Annotated in this window: 17 protein-coding genes; 12 read left to right on the top strand and 5 right to left on the bottom strand. The window is 72.2% G+C overall.

Translation table 11 applies throughout. The annotated features are described in order from the left end of the window. The first annotated feature begins 3 nt into the window (after positions 1-3). The gene (gene def, locus DTL70_RS31670) at positions 4-582 is read left to right on the top strand and encodes a peptide deformylase (protein WP_114025465.1); all 579 of its coding nucleotides are present in this window, start codon (positions 4-6) and stop codon (positions 580-582) included. 16 nt (positions 583-598) lie between these two features. Here def and DTL70_RS31665 read toward each other — a convergent pair whose 3' ends face one another. Continuing rightward, the gene (locus DTL70_RS31665) at positions 599-1,243 is read right to left on the bottom strand and encodes a TetR/AcrR family transcriptional regulator (protein ID WP_114025464.1); all 645 of its coding nucleotides are present in this window, start codon (positions 1,241-1,243) and stop codon (positions 599-601) included. A gap of 183 nt (positions 1,244-1,426) precedes the next feature. Between DTL70_RS31665 and DTL70_RS31660 the strand changes: the two genes are divergently transcribed. Beyond that, entirely contained in the window at positions 1,427-2,659 is a 1,233-nt protein-coding gene (locus DTL70_RS31660) for an acyl-CoA dehydrogenase family protein (RefSeq protein ID WP_114025463.1), read from the top strand. Between the two features lie 134 nt (positions 2,660-2,793). Here the strand turns inward: DTL70_RS31660 and DTL70_RS31655 are convergent, their stop codons facing one another. Further along, a complete protein-coding gene (locus DTL70_RS31655) occupies positions 2,794-3,186 on the bottom strand; it encodes a VOC family protein (RefSeq protein WP_114025462.1) in 393 nt (130 codons plus the stop codon). Positions 3,187-3,407: 221 nt separating this feature from the next. On the opposite strand from DTL70_RS31655, the gene DTL70_RS31650 reads away from it, so the two are divergent. Continuing rightward, on the top strand, positions 3,408-3,959 hold the full coding sequence (locus DTL70_RS31650; protein ID WP_114025461.1) for a GNAT family N-acetyltransferase: 552 nt from the start codon (positions 3,408-3,410) through the stop codon (positions 3,957-3,959). 34 nt (positions 3,960-3,993) lie between these two features. On the opposite strand, the gene DTL70_RS31645 is transcribed toward DTL70_RS31650, so the two are convergent. Then, complete coding sequence (locus DTL70_RS31645; protein WP_114025460.1) at positions 3,994-4,677, bottom strand: glycerophosphodiester phosphodiesterase; 684 nt, start codon at positions 4,675-4,677, stop codon at positions 3,994-3,996. 378 nt (positions 4,678-5,055) lie between these two features. Between DTL70_RS31645 and DTL70_RS31640 the strand changes: the two genes are divergently transcribed. The 5 genes from DTL70_RS31640 to DTL70_RS31620 all read left to right on the top strand — a co-directional run bounded on the left by DTL70_RS31640 (position 5,056) and on the right by DTL70_RS31620 (position 10,252). Then, positions 5,056-6,471, top strand: coding sequence for a DUF6421 family protein (locus tag DTL70_RS31640; RefSeq protein WP_114025459.1), 1,416 nt, complete (start codon positions 5,056-5,058; stop codon positions 6,469-6,471). Positions 6,472-6,524: 53 nt separating this feature from the next. Beyond that, positions 6,525-7,307, top strand: a complete 783-nt coding sequence (locus DTL70_RS31635) for an SDR family NAD(P)-dependent oxidoreductase (protein WP_114025458.1) — start codon at positions 6,525-6,527, stop codon at positions 7,305-7,307. Continuing rightward, positions 7,286-8,395, top strand: a complete 1,110-nt coding sequence (locus DTL70_RS31630) for a threonine aldolase family protein (RefSeq protein WP_181861154.1) — start codon at positions 7,286-7,288, stop codon at positions 8,393-8,395. Before DTL70_RS31635 ends, DTL70_RS31630 begins: the two co-directional genes overlap by 22 nt. Before the next feature lie 91 nt (positions 8,396-8,486). Then, the gene (locus DTL70_RS31625; protein ID WP_114025457.1) at positions 8,487-9,464 is read left to right on the top strand and encodes an ATP-binding cassette domain-containing protein; all 978 of its coding nucleotides are present in this window, start codon (positions 8,487-8,489) and stop codon (positions 9,462-9,464) included. Continuing rightward, entirely contained in the window at positions 9,461-10,252 is a 792-nt protein-coding gene (locus DTL70_RS31620; protein WP_114025456.1) for an ABC transporter permease, read from the top strand. The genes DTL70_RS31625 and DTL70_RS31620 overlap by 4 nt, the downstream gene beginning before the upstream one ends. On the opposite strand, the gene DTL70_RS31615 is transcribed toward DTL70_RS31620, so the two are convergent. Then, a complete protein-coding gene (locus DTL70_RS31615) occupies positions 10,233-13,469 on the bottom strand; it encodes an ATP-binding protein (RefSeq protein ID WP_114025455.1) in 3,237 nt (1,078 codons plus the stop codon). The genes DTL70_RS31620 and DTL70_RS31615 overlap by 20 nt on opposite strands. Before the next feature lie 418 nt (positions 13,470-13,887). On the opposite strand from DTL70_RS31615, the gene asnB reads away from it, so the two are divergent. Together asnB and DTL70_RS31605 are read left to right on the top strand one after the other, a co-directional pair. Continuing rightward, complete coding sequence (gene asnB / locus DTL70_RS31610) at positions 13,888-15,732, top strand: asparagine synthase (glutamine-hydrolyzing) (RefSeq protein WP_114025454.1); 1,845 nt, start codon at positions 13,888-13,890, stop codon at positions 15,730-15,732. 30 nt (positions 15,733-15,762) lie between these two features. Next, on the top strand, positions 15,763-16,188 hold the full coding sequence (locus DTL70_RS31605; protein WP_114025453.1) for a MarR family winged helix-turn-helix transcriptional regulator: 426 nt from the start codon (positions 15,763-15,765) through the stop codon (positions 16,186-16,188). Between the two features lie 117 nt (positions 16,189-16,305). On the opposite strand, the gene DTL70_RS31600 is transcribed toward DTL70_RS31605, so the two are convergent. Next, complete coding sequence (locus DTL70_RS31600) at positions 16,306-17,025, bottom strand: lysophospholipid acyltransferase family protein (protein ID WP_114025452.1); 720 nt, start codon at positions 17,023-17,025, stop codon at positions 16,306-16,308. Positions 17,026-17,238: 213 nt separating this feature from the next. Here DTL70_RS31600 and DTL70_RS31595 point away from each other — a divergent pair, with 213 nt between their 5' ends. After that, complete coding sequence (locus DTL70_RS31595; RefSeq protein ID WP_114025451.1) at positions 17,239-17,568, top strand: TlpA family protein disulfide reductase; 330 nt, start codon at positions 17,239-17,241, stop codon at positions 17,566-17,568. 287 nt (positions 17,569-17,855) lie between these two features. Beyond that, positions 17,856-18,650: an electron transfer flavoprotein subunit beta/FixA family protein gene (locus tag DTL70_RS31590; RefSeq protein WP_114025450.1), complete on the top strand. Its 795-nt coding sequence runs from the start codon at positions 17,856-17,858 to the stop codon at positions 18,648-18,650. Position 18,651 lies beyond the last annotated feature (1 nt).

Raw genomic sequence — 18,651 nt, 5'->3', positions numbered from 1 at the left:
GCCATGCGACGCGGCCGTATCCCGGGCTCCGACGGCGCCGTACGCCCGGTGCGGACGTACGGCGATCCGGTGCTGCACGCCCCCAGCCGCCCCGTCACGGAGGCGGACGGGCCGCCGCTGGGCGAGCTGGTGGACGACCTGTTCGCCTCGATGTACGCGGCCCGCGGTGTCGGCCTGGCGGCCTGCCAGGTCGGCGTACCGCTGCGGGTGTTCGTCTTCGACTGCCCGGACGACGAGGACCGCCGCCACCGGGGCCATGTGGTCAATCCGCGGCTGGTGCACACGGAGGGGCCGACCGTGCGGGGGCCCGAGGGCTGTCTGTCGCTGCCCGGGCTCGAGGCCCCGACGCCGCGCTTCGACGTCGCGGTCGTCGAGGGGGAGGACGTGGCGGGGGATCCGGTGCGGATCGAGGGCACCGGCTTCTTCGCGCGGTGCCTCCAGCACGAGCACGACCACCTCTCCGGTGGCCTCTACACCGACAGGCTCGGCCGGCTGGCGCGATGGCGCACCCTGCGCGCCGTCCGCAGGGCGGAGTGGTCCGCTCCGCTGCCCGAGTCCGCTCCGCTGCCCGAGGACGGGTAGCGGCGCCGGTTCGGGATCAGAAGCCCGGGCCGCCCACGCGGTCGCCCGCCGCGGCCAGCCTGCCCCACAGCAGGTCGGCCAGGTGGCGCACCAACTGGTCGCGCGCGCAGGGCTTCTCGCGCAGCCACCAGTCGCCGGCCGCGTGCATCATGCCGACGATGCCGTGCCCCCACACCCGGGCCAGCTCTTCGCTCTCGGGCCCCAGATCGAGCCGCTCGGCGATGACCGTGGCCAGCTCCTCGCCCAGCCGGCGCAGCAGGGGGGCCGAGTGCTGTCCCACGTCGAAGCCCCGTTCACTGCTGGAGGAGTCCTCCGCCGGATGCATCAGGAAGCGGTAGACCTGCGGATGGGCCTCGATGGCGGCCAGGTACGTCTCCAGTGTGGCCTCGACGCGCTCGCGCCGTTCGCTGGGCGCGTCCAGGGCGGCGCGCAGTGAGGCCAGCAGGGCGTCGGTGTGCCGGACGGCGAGGGCGCGGTAGAGGCCGCCCTTGTCGCCGAAGTGCCGGTAGAGGATGGGCTTGGTGATGCCGGCCTCGGCGGCGATGGCGTTCATGGAGGCGCCCGGGCCCTCCCGCAGTACGACCCGGTCGGCGGCCTCGAGCAGTTCCCTGCGCCGTTGTTCGGTCGAGTTGACCCGGTCGTCCTGGCGTGTGGTCTCCATGCGCGTCTCCCCGCCCCCTCGTGCGTGCTCCAGCGTCGCAACGTAACACCCTCCGACGGCGCTCACGTGCGCGGATGCGGTGCGCGGTGGGGCGGTGAGCGGGAGTTGACATCGGCTACTGGCGGGTAACAGACTGCGGATTACCGATGGTAACGACTGAATGAGACTGGCGGAGGACCGACGATGGCCGAAACCGAGTTCGCACTGGACCTCAACGACGACCAGAAGGAAGTCCGCGACTGGCTCCACGGGTTCGCCGCCGACGTGATGCGCCCCGCGGCGGCAGAATGGGACGAGCGCGAGGAGACCCCCTGGCCGATCATCCAGGAGGCCGCCAAGATAGGCCTCTACTCACTCGACTTCTACGCCCAGCAGTTCTTCGACCCGACAGGGCTCGGCATCCCCATGACGATGGAGGAGCTGTTCTGGGGCGACGCGGGTATCGCCCTCTCGATCGTCGGCACGGGCCTGGCCGCGGTCGGCGTCCTGGCCAACGGCACCGAGGAGCAGATCGGTACCTGGGTGCCCCAGATGTACGGCGACGCCGGTGACGTGAAGGTCGCCGCCTTCTGCTCCTCGGAACCGGACGCGGGATCCGACGTCGCCTCCCTGCGCACCCGCGCCGTCTACGACGAGGCCAAGGACGAGTGGGTGCTCAACGGCACCAAGACCTGGGCCACCAACGGCGGCATCGCCAACGTGCACGTGGTCGTGGCCAGCGTCGACGCCGAACTCGGCTCCAAGGGCCACGCCTCCTTCATCGTCCCGTCCGGCACACCCGGCCTCTCCCAGGGGCAGAAGTTCCTCAAGCACGGCATCCGTGCCTCGCACACCGCCGAGGTCGTCCTGGACGACGTGCGGGTGCCCGGGCACTGCCTGCTCGGCGGCAAGGAGAAGCTGGACGAGCGCCTCGCCCGTGCCAAGGAGCGCGCCAAGAAGGGGGGCGAGAGGGTGAAGAACGCCGCCATGGCGACCTTCGAGGCCTCCCGCCCGGCCGTCGGCGCGATGGCCGTCGGCACCGCGCGCGCCGCGTACGAGGTCGCGCTCGACTACGCGAAGACGCGGGAGCAGTTCGGCCGCCCGATCATCGACAACCAGGGCGTCGCCTTCCAGCTCGCCGACATGCGCACCAGCGTCGACGCCGCCCGCCTGCTGGTGTGGCGCGCCTCCTGGATGGGCGTGAGCGGGCGCAAGTTCGAGTCCGCCGAGGGCTCCATGTCCAAGCTGTTCGCCAGCGAGACGGCCAAGAAGGTCACGGCACAGGCCATCCAGATCCTCGGCGGCAACGGCTACACGCGCGAGTACCCGGTGGAGCGGATGCACCGCGACGCCGCGATCTACTCCATCTTCGAGGGCACGAGCGAGATCCAGCGCCTGGTCATCGCCCGTACCCTCTCGGGCATGCCGATCCGCTGAGGGCCGGGCCGCACCGGGCGCCGGGGCCGCGTCGCCCGGCGCCCGGTGGATCCGTCCCGGGGGAGGGCGAGGCGGGCGGCCCGGGCGTGCGGCGGCCCGACCCCGTGCGGCTGGGGACCCGAGGGCGGGATCGCTCAGCTGCCCGGCCGGTAGCGCAGCGGATGGTCCTCGGGGACCTGGACCAGCACGATGCGGTGCCCGTCGGGATCGGCGATCCACATCTCGATCAGCCCCCAGGGCTCTCGCAGCGGGGGTCGCAGCACCTCGGCCCCGGCCCGGGTGAGCTCCTCGTGCGCGCTCGCGACGTCGGCGACCTGGAGCCAGAGCTGGAGCGTCTCGCCGGCGGGCCCCGCACTGCGCCCGGAGACCTCCAGGAAACCGCCGCCCAGGAAGTAGACGGTGCCCCGTTCGGGGCCCGTGCCGAACTCGCGGGAGATCTCCAGGCCCAGCGTCTCGCCGTAGAAGGCCCGCGACCTGTCGGGCTCCGTGGGCCGCAGCAGGACGCGGCTGCTCAGTACATGCACCATGCCTCGGCACTGTAGTGGTGACGCGCCCGGTGCCGTCCGGCGCCACACGTCCGTGCCGCACGCCAGCGGTGGGTCTGTGCCGCACGCCCGCGCCGCGTCTGTGCCGCATGTCCGTGCCGGACGTCCGGCCCGCATGTCCGTGCCGGATGTGTGTGCCGGGCGTCCGGGCCGACCCGGGGCGCGCCGCGCTCCACGCGGTATGCCCGATAAGGTCGGTCGGCATGAGCGACACCGCGCAGCGGGGCGAGCTGCCCCTGACCTTCCGCCACGCCGTCCAGGCCGACATCCGGGTGCTCACCGCGCTCGTGGAGTCCGCCTACCGCGGAGACGCCAGCCGCGCGGGCTGGACCACCGAGGCCGATCTGCTGGAGGGCCGGCGCACCGACCCCGAGGGTGTCGGCGCCGTCGTCCGCGACCCGAGGAGCCTCATGCTGGTCGTCGAGCGCGAGGACGACGTCGTCGCCTGCTGCCAGCTCGAACACCGGGGCGAAGAGGCGTACTTCGGCATGTTCGCGGTCAGCCCGAACCTGCAGGGCGGCGGTGTCGGCCGGGCCGTGCTCGCGGAGGCCGAGCGGACGGCGCGCGTCCTGTGGGGAGCCACCCGGATGCGGATGCAGGTCATCAGGCAGCGGGAGAATTTGATCGCCTGGTACGAGCGGCGCGGCTACACGCGCACAGGCGAGTGCATCCCCTTCCCCTACGGCGACGAGCGCTTCGGCATCCCGCAGCGGCCCGACCTCGCCTTCGAGTACCTGGTCAAACCGCTGAGGTGAGCCACGGGGAGGGCCTGCCGCCCGCCCTCCCGTCTCAGGCCGGTGCGCCGGCCGCGGCCCGGATGCCGGGCATGTCCGTGACGACGCCGTCCAGGCCCAGCTCGCGGACGCGCGCCAGGTCCTCGTCGGTGTTGACGGTCCAGCTGATGACCTTGATCCCGGCGGCATGGGCGCGGCCGACGATGTCCGCGTCGACGTGCCGCAGCTCTAGCGAGATCATTCCGGCGCCCAGCTCCCTGGCGCGCTCGGGCGCGGTGGGGGAGGAGCGGCCCGCCACCAGTACGAGCGGGATGTCGGGCAGGTGTTCGCGGGTCTCGCGGAGCGCTTCGGCGTGGAAGGAGATCACCGTCACGCGGTCGTGCAGCTCGCGCCGCTTGATGGTGTCGGCCAGCACGCGTGCCGCGGCACGGTCCTTGATCTCGGCCTGGAGCGGGCTGCGGACCGCGTCCACGACCTCCTCGAAGACCGGCACCCGCTCGCCGTGCCCCGCGTCCAGCGCGCGCAGCTGGGCGAGGGTGAGCTCACCGATGGGTCCCGCGCCGTCCGTCGTACGGGCCACGTCGGCGTCGTGCATCACCACCAGCGCGCCGTCCTTGCTCAGGTGCAGATCCAGCTCGATGACGTCGAGTCCCTCGCGTTCGGCGCGGACGAAGGAGCGCAGCGTGTTCTCGGGCTCGACGCCCATCACTCCGCGGTGTCCGACGGTGAGCAGTGGCACGGTGCGGTCTCGCTTTCGTGCGGTGTCAAGGCGGTGGCGCGGCCAGAGTAGCGGTCGCCCCGCCGCCGGGTGGCCTCGCACCCAACGTCCGGGTGACCGGCCCTGCCCGCGGCTTCCCCGGGGGCGGCCGCTCTACTGCCGGAGGCCGTCGGGGGTACCCCGGCTCCCAGGCCTCCGAGGCTCTGCCGGTGCCCCGCCGGAGGCGCCTGACGCGGCCACCGGCTGCTGGGAAAGGTGATCGCTCGCGCCGTCATTGGCCGGAAGAATGACGGTGCTACCCCGGGTGGCGCGGGATAATCTTCTGCACCCTCCCCTTGAGGAGGGAAGGCGCCGCGTATACGGTTTCCTTACGCCAGTTTCTCCTGTGGAGGGGTCAACATGACGGAAATCCTTTCGCCCGGGCTGTCCGGCGGCGACGTTTCGCCGTCCGGAAGCGCCGTTGCCGAGAGTGTGGCCGCGCACCCCGCCTGGGCCGTGCTGAAGGCGGCCGTCGAGGCGGTACGACCCGCACAGTCCAAGGACGGCTCGATCGACTTCGACGCCGAGGACGCCCCGGCGCCCGAGGCGGTGCGCGAGGAGCTGGAGCGCGTCGTGAGCGCCGTCGAGGAACTCTCGCCGCTACTGCCGCACGACGCCGACTACCACCGTGCCCTGGTCACCGACCTGCGCCGCTGGGCCGACGGCGGTTTCGGGGTGCCCGACTTCCTCGACTCGCTGCTCGCCTTCCAGCCCGCGCAGGGCCGCGCCGACGGCCTCCAGCACCTGGTCGTCTTCCCGATGTACACGCAGAACGGCAACCCGGACCGCAACCTGGAGGCGGTCGTCCTGCGCATGGTGTGGCCCGACTGGCTGGCCGAGCTGGAGCGCACCCGCTACGACAACCCCCTCTTCTGCGGCATCACCTTCGAGGACTTCACCTCCGGCTACGACACCCACTCCGCGGTGCTCTTCCCCGAGACCATCGCCGTGCGCGAGGCCCCGGAGCGCTTCAGCTGGGGCGGCATCTTCTGCGACCGCGAGGCCGCGCGCTTCCGCCGCGTCGTCCAGGCCGCCTGCGACGTCACCAGCCTCGAACTCCCCGAGGAGGCCCGCGAACTCCTCGCCGACCAGGAGCGCTGCCAGCAGACGTTCGTGCTGTGGGACATGGTCCACGACCGCACCCACAGCCACGGCGACCTCCCGTTCGACCCCTTCATGATCAAGCAGCGGCAGCCGTTTTGGATGTACGGCCTCGAAGAGCTGCGCTGCGACCTGACCGCCTTCCACGAGGGCGTGAAACTGGAGGCCGACGGCCTGCAGCAGGGCCGCGACGTGCAGTACGCCATGCTCTTGGAGCGGCTCTTCCGCTTCCCCGTCACCGGTGAGCGCAAGCGCAACTACGACGGGCTCGGCGGCCAGCTGCTCTTCGCCTACCTCCACCAGCACGACGCGCTGCGCTGGACGGACAACAAGCTCGCCATCGACTGGGACCGCGCCCGCCGGGTCACCGTCGCCCTCCGCGAGGAGATCGAGACGCTCTACCGCGCCGGGATCGACCGCCCCAAGCTGGTGCACTGGTTCAAGGCGTACGAACTGGTCTCCCGCTACCTCGCCCCGCACCCGGGGTCCACCTGGGCCAAGGGGCCCGACGCCCTCGACCTGAGCCTGCCCCCGCGCAAGCTGGTGGACGAGGTGCTGCCCGACGAGTTTCCGCTCAGCATGTTCTACGAGGCTCTCGCGAAGAAGCTGCGGAGTGTGATCGCATCGACTCAGGGCATCACCGCCGGCAGTCGGATTCCGGCCACCGCGGCGTGAGCGGTGGACCGGGCGGTGCGGCGGCAGGTCGGGAACGCGAGGAGGCGACGGAGATGACGGACGAGACGACACGGCGCGGCTACGAGGGCAACGGAGAGGGCGGGCTCCAGGGCCGGGTGATCGCGGTCGCCGGAGCGGCGGGGCCCGCGGGACAGGCCACGCTGTTGCGGCTCGCGGAAGAGGGCGCGACGGTCGTGGGCTGCGACGCGGACGCCGGACGTCTGGCGCAGGCCGTGGACGCCGCCAGGTTCGCCCACGGGGGAGCGACGGTCACGGGGGACACCGTGGACCTGCTCGACCTCGCGGAGACCCGCGCCTGGGCCGCGAAGACGGAGAAGGAGTACGGCCGCGTCGACGGTCTCGTGCACCTGGTGGGCGGCTGGCGCGGCTCGTCCTCGTTCGCGGAGACGGACCTGGCCGACTGGGACACCCTGCACAGCCTCCTCATCCGCACCCTCCAGCACACCTCGCTCGCCTTCGAGGCCCCGCTCAAGCGTGCGGGCGACGGCCGGTTCCTGCTGGTCAGCGCGCTCGGTGCGGGCAAGCCCACGGCGGGCAACGCCGCCTACGCCGCGTCCAAGGCGGCAGCCGAGGCGTGGACGCTCGCGCTCGGTGACGCCTTCCGGAAGGCGGGGGGCGAGAGCCCGCCGCCGGCGGCCGCTGCCATCCTGGTGGTGAAGGCGCTGGTGAACGACCAGATGCGGGCCGACCGGCCGAACGCGAAGTTCGCGGGTTTCACGGACGTGGGCGACCTCGCCAAGGCCGTCGCCGACACCTGGACCAAGCCCGCCGAAGAGCTGAACGGAACCCGCCTGTGGCTGACGCCCCACACCTGAACCGTCCCGACCGGTCCCCGGCGCAGCCGGCCACCGACGCCAGACGCCGCCATGACCCTCAGGTCCGTGGTTTCGCCAGCGACAACTACGCGGGCGTGCACCCGGAGATCCTGGCGGCACTGGCGCTCGCCAACGGCGGCCACCAGTCGGCCTACGGAGCGGACGACTACACCGCGCACCTGCAGGACGTCGTCCGCAGCCACTTCGGGCGCCGCGCCGAGGCGTTCCCGGTCTTCAACGGGACCGGAGCCAACGTCGTCGCGCTCCAGGCGCTGACCGACCGCTGGGGCGCGGTGATCTGTGCCGACACCGCACACATCCACGTCGACGAGTGCGGCGCCCCCGAGCGGGTCGGCGGGTTGAAGCTGCTGACCGTCCCCACCCCGGACGGCAAGCTCACCCCCGAGCTGATCGACCGGGAGGCGTTCGGCTGGGACGACGAGCACCGGGCCATGCCGCAGGTCGTCTCGCTCGCCCAGAACACCGAGCTGGGCACGCTCTACACGGTGGAGGAGATACGCGCGCTGTGCGACCACGCGCACGAGCGCGGCATGCTCGTCCACCTGGACGGCGCCCGCATCGCCAACGCGGCGGCCGCGCTGGACGTGCCCATGCGCGCCTTCACCAACGCGGCAGGGGTCGACATCCTCTCCTGCGGGGGCACCAAGAACGGCATGCTCTTCGGCGAGGCCGTCGTCGTCCTCAACCCCGACGCGGTGCGCCACATGAAGCACCTGCGCAAGCTGTCGATGCAGCTCGCCTCCAAGATGCGCTTCATCTCGGTGCAGCTGGAGGCGCTGCTGGCGGGTGACCTGTGGCTGCGCAACGCGCGCCACTCCAATGCGATGGCGCAGCGGCTGGCCGAGGGCGTCAGGGGCGTGGCGGGTGTGGAGATCCTCTACCCCGTGCAGGCCAACGCCGTCTTCGCCCGCCTTCCGCACGACGTCAGCGAACGCCTCCAGAAGCGGTACCGCTTCTACTTCTGGGACGAGCCGGCCGGCGACGTGCGCTGGATGTGCTCCTTCGACACCAGCGAGCAGGACGTGGACGGCTTCGTCGCCGCGCTGCGCGAGGAGATGGGCCGCTGAGGGATCGCCCTGCGGCCGGCGGCCGCAGGGCGCAAGGCGCTGAAACCGGGTTGAAACCGCGCTGAACCCGTCTCGTCGCAGGCTGTGCCGCATGACAACGGCAGCGCGTCAATGCGCCATCGCAGCCAGCGGGCTGCGCAAGTCCTTCGGCGAGAAGAAGGTCCTCGACGGCATCGACCTGCGGGTGCCGCAGGGCACGGTCTTCTCCCTGCTCGGCCCGAACGGCGCGGGCAAGACCACCGCCGTGAAGATCCTCTCCACGCTCGTCGCCGCGGACGGCGGCCGGGCCAGCGTGGCGGGGCACGATGTCGCGGCGGACGCGCAGGCGGTGCGCGCCGCGATCGGGGTGACCGGACAGTTCTCCGCCGTGGACGGGTTGCTCACGGGTGAGGAGAACATGCTGCTCATGGCGGACCTGCACCACCTGCCCCGGCGCGAGGGGCGGCGGGTGGCCGCCGAACTGCTGGAGCGGTTCGCTCTGGCCGAGGCCGCACGGAAGCCCGCGGCCACCTACTCGGGGGGCATGAAGCGGCGCCTGGACCTCGCGATGACGCTGGTCGGCAGGCCCCGGATCATCTTCCTCGACGAGCCGACCACCGGCCTGGACCCGCGCTCCCGCCACGCCGTGTGGGGCCTCATCCGCGATCTGGTGGGCGAGGGCGTCACCGTCTTCCTCACCACCCAGTATCTGGACGAGGCCGACGACCTCGCCGACCGCATCGCGGTCCTCGACGACGGACGGATCACCGCCGAGGGAAGCGCCGAGGAGCTCAAACGGCTCGTCCCGGGTGGGCACGTGCGGCTGCGGTTCACCGATCAGGCCGCCTACCAGGATGCCGCCGCAGTCCTGGGCGGGGCCGCTGCCGACGGCGAGGGCCTGTCGCTGCGGATTCCCAGTGACGGCAGCCAGCGCGCCCTGCGCTCCCTGCTGGAGCGGCTGGAGGCGGCCGGTATCGAGGCGGACGAGCTGACCGTGCACACCCCCGACCTCGACGACGTCTTCTTCGCCCTCACCGGCGACAGCACCCGGCTCGTCCAGCCCGCACGCTCCACGGAGGCAGCCCGATGAGTGCCCTGGCCCTTGCCGCACGCGACGCGTACACGATGCTGCGCCGCAACCTGCTGCACGCCCGCCGCTACCCCTCCCTCACCCTCAACCTCCTGCTCACACCGATCATGCTGCTCCTGCTGTTCGTCTACGTCTTCGGCGACGTGCTGAGCGCGGGCATCGGTGGAGGGGGAGCGGACCGCTCCGCTTACCTCGCCTACATCGTCCCGGGCATCCTGCTGATGACCATCGGCGGCACCGTCGTCGGCGCCGCGGTGTCCGTCGCGACCGACATGACCGAGGGCATCGTGGCCCGCTTCCGTACGCTGGCGATCCATCGCGGCTCGGTGCTCATCGGGCACGTCGTCGGCAGTGTGCTCCAGTCGGTCATGAGCGTCGTCCTCGTCGCCGCCATCGCCGTGGCCATCGGGTTCCGTTCCACGGACGCCTCGGCTCTGGAGTGGCTGGCCGCGGCAGGGCTGGTGGTGCTCTTCGCCACGGCGCTCACCTGGATCGCCGTCGGCATGGGTCTGGCCAGTCCGAACGCCGAGGCCGCCAGCAACATGGCCATGCCACTGATCCTCCTCCCGCTCATCTCGAGTGCGTTCATCCCGGCTGAGACGATGCCGGGCTGGTTCCGGCCGGTCGCCGAGTACCAGCCCTTCACGCCCGCCATCGAGACGCTGCGCGGACTGCTGCTCGGCACCCGGATCGGTGACGACGGGTGGCTCGCGGCCTCGTGGTGCCTGGCGCTCGCCGTGCTCGGCTACTTCTGGTCGACGGCGCTGTTCAACCGCGAACGGGGATGAGAGCGCGGACCGCCTCCCGCAGTGCGTCCCGCTCCAGGGCGGCGTACTCCGACACCGCGTCGGCGTACGCCGCCCTGTCGGCGTTCTCGGCCGCCTTCCGGGCGCGGTCCGCCGACATCGTCGGCTGGAACTCGCGTGCCACCCCGACCCGTTCGGCCAGCGCGATCATCCGTACGGCGTCGGCGTCGGCGCGGGCACCCGCACCCGCCCCCGTGCCTCCCCGCGCGCCGCCGGGGGCGAGTTCCGCCAGGCCGAGGACGTGCAGCACCGTCCCCCACACGAGGAGTTCCATGGGGGAGCCGGAGGGGCGGGAGAGCAGGGTCCGCAGTCCCCGCCACAGCCGGTCGACGGGCTCGGCGACCAGGTCGAGGCGGCCGGCGTACGCGTGCGCCGCCACGGCCGCCGACTGGACCTGGAACGCCCACGGGTCGAGCCAGAAGTCACCGCCCTGCGTCGGGCCGGCCGCGCACAGCCGTTCCACCGCGCCCCGCCACATGCCGAGTCCGGCCTCCGTCTGCCCGCGGGCCAGCGCGATCTCGGCGCGCCCGCCGAAGTCGGGCATGTAGAAGGCGTCCTGCTGCGCAGGGGCGTCGCCGGCCGCCTGGCGCAGCCAGTACTCGGCCTCGTCGGGGTCGCCGCGCTGGAGGCAGGCCAGGACGAGGGACGAGCGGATGAAGAGGTAGTCGCGCCCGTCGTTGAGCCGCGGCAGCACTTCGAGCACCGCGGTGAGGTGCGCGTACGCCGCATCGCCCTGTCCGGTGCGCAGGCACAGCTCGCTCAGCCTGGCGTGCCCGGTGAGCAGCACGGACGGGTTGTCGTACGGAGCCAGCGTGGTGATCATCCGGCGGGCGGAGGCGAGCGCGCGGTCGATCTGGTGCTCGAACTCCCAGGCGTAGGAGGCGATGCACTCGGCGACGCCGGCGATCAAGGGCTGCTCGCTGTCGCACAGTTCGCGCAGCACCTCGTAGTGGGGAGGGAGCATCTCCGGGACCGCGCTCAGCACTGCCCCGGCCGCCCGCAGCAGCGTGTCGGGCGCCGCCGGGGGCAGCCGCCGCAGTGCGACGAGCTGGCGTGCGGGTGGCGGCCCGTATCCCATGAACAGGCCCGTCGTGCACAACACCGCGGCCGCACGGGCGACTTCGACGTACTCGGGTGCGGGCCGGTAGTGCGACAGCGGCGGTCCGGTGTCCGAGGCGAGCGCGGCGAGACGGGGGAAGTTGGTGTCGGTGGACCACAGACTGGCGAGGACGGCGGTGAGCGCGGCGAGGGCGGGGCCGTCCGTGCGGGCGAGGGCGTGTCGTAGGGCCGCTGCGAGGTTGTCCTGCTCGGCCTTGATCCGCTCCCAGGCGGCGATCGGATCCTCCCCACGATGAGGGCTCCTCCCCGCAGGAGCCCCGAGGGGAGGCCCGGAGAGCGGAACGGGCCCTGAGCCGAAGAGCACGTCGTGGTGGGCGACCCCGAAGTCCCGCGCCCAGGTGAGGAACCGGTCGACGGCCTCCTCGTCCTCACCCGCCTCGGCGCGCCGGGCCGCGCTGAACTCCCGTACCGTCTCCAGCATGCCGAACCGCGCACCGGCCGGGGTGTCGAGGACGGTCAGCAGCGACTGGTCGGCCAACTGCTCCAGCAGGGGAAGCGCGTCCTCGCCGAGCACCGCTTCCGCCGCTTCGCCGAGGAACCCGCCGGGGAAGACGGAGAGCGTGCGCAGCGCCGCCCGGGCGTCGGGCGCGAGCAGGTTCCAGCTCCATTCCACGACCGCGTGCAGCGTGCGGTGGCGCTCCGGCGCGTCCCGTGCCCCGCCGCGTAGCAGCGCGAACCGGTCGCCGAGGCGGCGGGCGATCTGCGGCACGGACAGCACCCGCACCCGGGCCGCCGCCAGCTCCACGGCGAGCGGCAGCCCGTCGAGGTGGCGGCAGAGTCCGGCCACCGTGTCCGGCGGCAGCCGCACGCCGGGCCGCGCGGCCCTGGCCCGCTGCGTGAACAGCTCGACGCAGGTGTCCAGGCCGAGCTCCGGCAGGGTGTACACCGCTTCGGAGGTGAGGTCCAGCGGGGCCCGGCTGGTGGCGAGCACCCGCAGCTCCTCCGAGGAGGAGACCAGGGCCCGCACGAGCGCTGCGGCGCCCCGCACGACCTGTTCGCAGTTGTCGAGCACGAGCAGCGCGGGCCCCGGGCCGAGTACGCCGAGGATGCCGGAGACCGGGTCGGCCGTCAGGTGGCCGCTCATGGCGCCGTGCCGCCCCTCTCCCGCGCCCAGCGCGGAGGCCACCTCCGCGGCCACGTCCTCGTCGACGGTCACGCCGGCGAGCGGCACGAAGTACACCACGGCCTGTGCGGCCCGGCGGCTGACGGCGTGTGCGAGCCGGGTCTTGCCGAGGCCGCCGGGGCCGACGACGGTGACGGCACGGGAGGCGCGCGAAAGCGCTTCCACCGCCGCGATGTCCGCCTCCCGGCCGAGGAGCGGGTTGGGTTCGTGCGGCACGCCGTGCCTGACCACGGGCGCCTCGCCGCACAGGAGTTCCTGCTGTACGGCTCTGAGCCCGGCCCCGGGGTCCGTGCCCAGGCCCTCGCGCAGCCGGCGGCGGTAGGCCTCGTACCGTGTCAGCGCCGCGGACGGGCCCGCTGTCCGAGCCTCGGCGCGCAGCAGCGCGGCGAGCACCTCCTCGTCGTGCGGGTGCGCCGCGGCGGCCGCGGCCAGCGGCCCGGTGGCCTCCACGTGGCGGCCCAGCCCGGCGAGCGCGAGCGCCCTGGCACGCAGGAGCGCGCCGTGCGCCAGGGCCAGCTCGCCGCGCAGCGCGGCCACCGGGTCGTCCGTGGGCCCCGCGCCGGCCTCGGTGCCCTCCCACAGCGCGAGTCCGGCCTCGGCCGCGGCCAGCGCTCCCGCGTGGTTCCCCGCTCCGGCCCGCTCCGCGCTCGCGGCGGCGTGCGACAACAGCGCACAGCTGTCGACCTGGTCCTCGGCCAGTGCGAGGCGGTATCCGGTCGGCGTGCTGACGAGGACGTCGGCGCCCAGCTGGGCGCGCGCCCTGGACACCAGGACCTGTACCGCCTTTCCCGGCCGCTCCGGCAGCGCGTCGGGCCACAGCCCGGCCACCAGCCGCTCGGTGCTGCACCCCGCGCGCAGGTCGCCCGCGAGGAGGGCGAGCAGGCCGCGGAGCCGGGGTGCGGTGATCTCCTGCCCGCGGTAGGCGACGCGCGGCAGCAGGGTCAGGTCGGTGGTCACCCGTGCAGATTAGCCAAGGCGCGTGCGGGCTTCCGGGGCCATCCCGCTCTTCGCGGAGGGCCGTTGGCGACGCGCTGCGAGCCCCACCCCGCCGTGCTGCGCGCTCTGCGTCAGGCCACCGATCGCGCTCGTTCGTCGCGGCTGCTGGATGTGGCGCTGTAGCGGTTGGCGTGGGCGGAGAGGGGCGCGGACTGGGTGTCGCCGCGCGGACTGCGGGTGCGCCTCCCTCGGTGGATGACGGTTGTGGATGTGGCGTGATTCATGTGTGCCGATCGGCTCGCCCTGTTTGAAGGCAGCGGTTGCGTGAAAGAGTGCCAGATATATAGGTGGCCGATACATATGACCTTTGGTGAAACCTTTACTACGGGGGGTTTACGCAATCGGCCGCGCACCGAAGGTCGGAAGCCGGAGGAAACATATGTGCGGAATCACCGGGTGGGTGTCCTACGACAGGAACCTGGTCTCCGAGCGGGCGACCGTCGACGCGATGACGGAGACCATGTCCTGCCGCGGTCCGGACGACACCGGCATCTGGGCGGAAGGACCCGCCGCGCTCGGTCATCGCAGGCTCGCGATCATCGACCTGCCGGGCGGCACGCAGCCGATGACGGTCGAGACGCCCGAGGGCAGCGTCGCGATGGTCTACTCGGGGGAGACCTACAACTACACCGAGCTGCGCCGTGAACTGAGCGGCCGCGGCCACAGGTTCACCACCGACTCGGACACCGAGGTCGTCCTCCACGCCTACCTGGAGTGGGGCCCGGCGCTGGCCGAGCGTCTCAACGGCATGTACGCCTTCGCCATCTGGGACAGCCGCACCAAGCAGCTCGTCATGGTGCGCGACCGCATGGGCATCAAGCCCTTCTACTACGCCGAGACCGCCGACGGCGTCCTGTTCGGCTCCGAACCCAAGGCGATCCTGGCCAACCCGCTGGCGCGCCGAGAGGTCACCCTCGACGGGCTCCGCGAGCTGTTCGCCTTCGTCAAGACCCCAGGGCACGCGGTGTGGGAGGGGATGCGCGAGGTCGAGCCCGGCACCGTCGTGACGGTGGACACCAACGGGATACGCACCCACGTCTACTGGACGTTGGAGACCCGGGCGCACACCGACAGCAAGGACGAGACCATCGCGCACGTGCGCGAGCTGATGGACGACATCGTGCGCCGCCAGCTCGTCTCCGACGTGCCGCGCTGCACCCTGCTGTCCGGAGGGCTCGACTCGTCCGCCATGACGGCGCTGGCGGCCAACCAGCTGCGGGACGGCACCGGCGAGACCGTCCGCAGCTTCGCCGTCGACTTCGTCGGCCAGGCCGAGAACTTCGTGGCCGACGAACTGCGCGGCACCCCGGACACCCCGTTCGTCCACGACGTGGCCCGCGCCTCCGCGACCGACCACCAGGACATCGTCCTCAGCTCCGACGACCTGGCCGACCCCGAGGTGCGCTCGCGTGTCATCAGGGCCCGCGACCTCCCCGCGGGACTCGGTGACATGGACGCCTCCCTCTACCTGCTCTTCAAGGCCATCCGCCAGCATTCGACGGTGGCCCTGTCCGGGGAGTCGGCGGACGAGGTCTTCGGCGGCTACAAGCACTTCTTCGACGAGGACGCCCGCAAGGGGCAGACCTTCCCGTGGCTGGTGCAGTTCGCCCAGACCATGGGCGAGGACGACAACGTCCTCAACGGCTCGGTGAGCCGTGCCCTGGACCTGCCCGGCTACACCCGGGACAGCTACGCCACGGCCACCTCCGGCATCCAGCGTCTGGAGGGGGAGAGCGACTTCGAGTACCGGATGCGGGTGATCTGCTACCTCCACCTCACCCGGTTCGTGCGCGTCCTGCTGGACCGCAAGGACCGCGCCAGCATGGCCGTCGGCCTGGAGGTGCGCGTCCCGTTCTGCGACCACCGGCTGGTCGAGTACGTCTACAACACGCCCTGGTCCCTCAAGTCGTTCGACGGACGCGAGAAGAGCCTGCTGCGCGAGGCGACCGCTGACGTGCTGCCGCGCTCGGTCTACGACCGGGTCAAGAGCCCCTACCCCTCCACGCAGGACCCCAAGTACCACACGGCGCTCCAGGAGAACGTCAAGGACCTGCTCGCCAAGCCTTCCCACCAGGTCTTCGACCTGGTCAGCAGGGACTGGCTGGAGTCAGCCGTCAAGGTCGAGACCCCGCAGATCACCCAGGCCTCCCGGCGCGGCCTCGAACGCGTCCTCGACCTGGCGCTGTGGATGGACATGTACGCCCCCACGCTTACACTCTCCTGACCTGATCAGGACGAGCCCGTGGGGGGAGCGATGGGGACCCGGGACGCGGCATTCGACACGGTGATCGCCCTGCACCGGCTGTTGCGCTCACTGCGCAGGACGAGCCCGACGGGCGGGCTGCAGCCCACCCAGCTGATCGTCCTGTCCATGCTGACCGAGGCAGGACCCAGCCGGGTCGGCATGATCGCGGAGCGGGTCCCCTGCTCCCAGCCGACCGCCACCGCCGTCGTGGCGGAACTGGAGACGCTCGGCCTGGTGCGCCGGGAACCCGATCCGACCGACGGACGCGCCACCCGCGTGGCCGTCACCGAGGACGGGACCGGCGCACTGCGGGGCGTGGCGCACGGCGAGGCCGAGGAGCTGTTGCGGCGCCTCGGCTCGCTCTCCGACGACGAGGCGGCCCGGGTCCTCGCGGCGGCGCCGCTGCTGCGGCGGCTCGCCGAGGCAGACCGCTGAGGCAGGGCGCCGGGACACAGCGCCACAGCACCGGGGCAGCGGTACGGAGGAGGCAGGGTCGCCCGCAGCCGGGCGCTGTCCGTGCACCGGCGGCGGGCCTGCCGGGGTCGCGCCGGGCTACAGGGCGCGGGCCTGTGCCGGTGTCGGAGCGGTGCCGCCCAGGTGGGCCGGCTGCCACCAGGAGTCGGCGGCGCCCCCGGGAGAGGCCGGGTACGCCCGCTGGGCGGTCTCCAGCAGGTCGTGCACGCGTTCGCGGAGCCGGTCGGTGAGGCTCAGGGCCGTCTCGTCGGGGTCGGGGCTGACGGGCGGACCGACGCGGATGGTGATGGGCAGGTGGTTGCGCCCGAAGTCCCGCTTGTGCCCCTTGGTCCACAGGCGCTGCGTGCCCCACAGCGCCATCGGGACGAGCGGCACCCGCGCCTCCTGGGCGAGCCGGGCGGCGCCGGACTTGAAGTCCTTGAGGGTGAAGGAGCGGGAGATCGTCGCCTCGGGGAACACCCCGATGATCTCGCCCGCGCGCAGTGCGCCCAGCGCGTGCGTGTAGGCGTGCTCGCCGCGCGAGCGGTCGACCGGTATGTGTTTCATGGCGCGCATCAGCGGCCCGGAGACCTTGTGCCGGAAGACCGAGTCCTTGGCCATGAACCGCACCAGCCGTTTGGCGGGCCGGGCGGCCAGGCCGGTGAAGATGAAGTCCAGGTAGCTGATGTGGTTGCTCACCAGGACGGCGCCCCCGTGGGCCGGCACGTGCTCGCTGCCGTGTACGTCGAAGCGCAGGTCGAGCGCCTTGAACCAGGCGCGCGCCGCGCCGATCACGGGCGGGTAGAGGAGATCGGCCATGTCGGGGGACCCTTTCGTCGGGGTGCCTGCAAGCGGTCTCCAGCAGGCCGTACGGTGACGGAACGGGTGGTTCCGTGCATCGGGAACCTACGGTCCGTACTTACGGGTGCGTAACTTCCGGCTCCGGCAGATCGTTCCCCAAAGCATTCCTCCTGGCTACCCTCACGGCAGACTTGTCCCCAAGCACGCGGGTATCCCGTACTCGGCCAGGGAATGGAGGCTTTCGTGACGCAGCGGGTGAGCGCCGAACTGCTCGGCGGGCGGGACCTGGGGGAGCGGGCGACGCTCCTGCAGTTCTCCAGCGCCTTCTGCCGGCCCTGCCACGCCACCCGCCGCGTCCTGGCGGACGTGACCGCCATGGTGCCGGGCGTCGCGCACATCGAGATCGACGCCGAGGAGCACCTGTCGCTGGTGCGCGCGCTCGCGATCGAGGCCACGCCCACGGTGCTCGTCCTCGACGGGGGCGGGCGGGTCGTCAAACGGGCGGCGGGCCAGCCGCGCAAGGCCGACGTGATCGCCGCGCTGGGCGCCGCCCTTGCCTGAGTCCGAGGAGGCGAGCCGCTCACCGCGCCTGAGTCCGAGGAGGCGAGCCGCTCACCGCTGGCGCGCGGTCCGCGTGCGCGGGCGTGATCGAGATCCCGTTGAGTGGCACTCGCTTCGCGTCGCCCCGCGTGATGGAGTTGGCTCATCACTCTCCCCGTTGGCAACGTCACAGTTCGGCGGTCTTGAGAACGGGGAACGTGCTGGGTGTACTGACGAGTAATATTGTGGACGGACCGCCGGTCCCGCAGGGGCCGGAACCCGTAAGTCGAAGCAGTAGGAGAGCCGGCGTGAGCTTGAGGATCGTTGTCTGTGTGAAGTACGTGCCCGACGCCACCGGTGACCGGCACTTCGCGGAGGACCTGACCACCGATCGCGAGTCGGTCGACGGCCTGCTCTCCGAGCTGGACGAGTACGCCGTCGAGCAGGCGCTGCAGATCGCCGACGAGGCGGACTCCGAGGACGGGGCGGAGATCACCGTGCTGACCGTGGGCCCCGAGGACGCCAAGGACGCGCTGCGCAAGGCGCTGTCCATGGGCGCCGACAAGGCCGTCCACGTCGAGGACGACGACCTGCACGGCACCGACGCGCTGGGGACCTCCCACGTGCTGGCCAAGGCCATCGAGAAGACCGGTTACGACCTGGTGGTGTGCGGTATGGCCTCCACCGACGGCACGATGGGCGTGCTGCCCGCGATGCTCGCCGAGCGGCTCGGTGTGCCGCAGGCGACGCTGCTGTCCGAGGTCTCGGTCGAAAACGGGACGGTCACAGGCCGGCGCGACGGCGACGCCGCCACCGAGCAGCTGTCGGCCCAGCTCCCCGCCGTCGTCTCGGTCACCGACCAGTCGGGCGAGGCGCGTTACCCCTCCTTCAAGGGGATCATGGCCGCCAAGAAGAAGCCCGTCGAGTCGCTGGACCTCGACGACCTGGACATCGACGCCGACGAGGTCGGCCTGGACGGCGCCTGGACCAAGGTCGAAGACGCGGCCGAACGCCCGCCGCGCTCCGCCGGCACCGTCGTCAAGGACGAAGGCGACGGCGGCAAGCAGCTGGCCGAGTACCTGGCGGGTCAGAAGTTCATCTGAG

The organism is Streptomyces diacarni (assembly GCF_003323715.1).
Classification (GTDB): domain Bacteria; phylum Actinomycetota; class Actinomycetes; order Streptomycetales; family Streptomycetaceae; genus Streptomyces; species Streptomyces diacarni.
The sequence above is the reverse complement of the archived record's forward strand: the minus strand, read 5'-3'. Positions and strand labels throughout refer to the sequence as shown.